Here is a 1,711-nt window from a genome sequence, read left to right as displayed (position 1 = left end):
CGCGTCGACAACCCCCACACCAAACCCGTCGTCTTCTGGGAACGCGTCCTCACCGACATCAACACCACCGACCCCGACGTCATCTTCCTCGCCGAAGCCTTCACCCGCCCCGCGATGATGCACACCCTCGCCCAGATCGGCTTCCAGCAGTCCTACACCTACTTCACCTGGCGCACCACCAAGCAGGAACTCACCGAACACCTCACCGAACTCACCGGCGACGCCGCCGCCTACATGCGCCCCAACCTGTTCACCAACACCCCCGACATCCTCCACGCCTACCTCCAGCACGGCGGCCGCCCCGCCTTCGAAACCCGCGCCGTCCTCGCCGCCACCCTCTCCCCCACCTGGGGCATCTACAGCGGCTACGAACTGTGCGAGAACACCCCCCTGCACGACGGCAGCGAGGAATACCTCAACTCCGAGAAATACCAGCTCACTCCCCGCGACTGGGACACCGCCGCACGCGAACACCGCACCATCGCCCCCCTCATCACCCGCCTCAACACCATCCGCCGGCACAGCCCGGCCCTTCGGCAGCTGCGCGATCTCCACTTCCACCACGCCGACAAGGACGCGGTGATCGTGTACAGCAAGCGGAGCGGATCGAACACGGTTGTGGTGGTCGCCAACCTCGACGCGCACCACACCCAGGAGGCCACGGTCTCGTTGGACATGCCGCAACTCGGCCTGAACTGGCACGAGTCGGTGCCGGTGCGCGACGAGCTAACCGGTGAGACCTACCACTGGGGCAGGGCCAACTATGTGCGACTCGAACCGGGTCACCGGCCCGCGCACATCCTCACCGTCCTGCGACCGTCCCACCCGCAGATCGGAGGGTCACCCACACCATGACCGTCAACGAGCCGGTCCCGGACACGTTCGAGGACACTCCCGCCAAGGACCGGGATCCGGAGTGGTTCAAGCGCGCCGTCTTCTACGAGGTCCTGGTCCGTTCCTTCCAGGACAGCAACGGTGACGGCGTCGGCGACCTGAAGGGCCTCACCGCCAAGCTGGACTATCTGCAATGGCTCGGCGTCGACTGCCTCTGGCTGCCCCCCTTCTTCAAGTCACCGCTGCGCGACGGGGGTTACGACGTCTCCGACTACACCGCCGTACTGCCCGAGTTCGGCGACCTCGCCGACTTCGTCGAGTTCGCCGACGCCGCCCACCAGCGCGGCATGCGCGTCATCATCGACTTCGTCATGAACCACACCAGCGACCAGCACTGGTGGTTCCAGGAATCGCGCAAGGACCCCGACGGACCGTACGGCGACTACTACGTATGGGCCGACGACGACAAGCAGTACGCCGACGCCCGGATCATCTTCGTCGACACCGAGGCATCGAACTGGACGTACGACCCGGTACGCAAGCAGTACTACTGGCACCGCTTCTTCTCGCACCAGCCGGATCTCAACTACGAGAACCCGGCCGTCCAGGAGGAGATCATCTCGGCGCTGCGCTTCTGGCTGGATCTCGGCATCGACGGTTTCCGGCTGGACGCGGTGCCCTACCTGTACCAGCGGGAGGGCACCAACTGCGAGAACCTGCCGGCGACCCATGAGTTCCTGAAGCGGGTGCGCAAGGAGATCGACGCCCAGTACCCCGACAAGGTGCTGCTGGCGGAGGCGAACCAGTGGCCGGAGGACGTGGTCGACTACTTCGGCGACTACCGCACCGGCGGCGACGAATGCCACATGGCCTTCCA

The 1,711-nt window shown here is 65.5% G+C and carries 2 protein-coding genes; both read left to right on the top strand.

Going from position 1 to position 1,711, the window contains the following annotated elements:
* The coding region (locus tag ABT245_RS45805; RefSeq protein WP_502982330.1) for an alpha-amylase family protein at nt 1-855 on the top strand (855 nt) is incomplete at its 5' end.
* On the top strand, nt 852-1,711 hold an 860-nt coding region (locus ABT245_RS45800; protein ID WP_351747083.1), incomplete at its 3' end, for an alpha-amylase family glycosyl hydrolase. The genes ABT245_RS45805 and ABT245_RS45800, both read left to right, overlap by 4 nt.

The organism is Streptomyces sp. NPDC001508, from assembly GCF_040298665.1.
In the GTDB taxonomy this organism is placed as follows: Bacteria; Actinomycetota; Actinomycetes; order Streptomycetales; family Streptomycetaceae; genus Streptomyces.
This window is presented reverse-complemented; position numbering and strand designations above follow the sequence as displayed.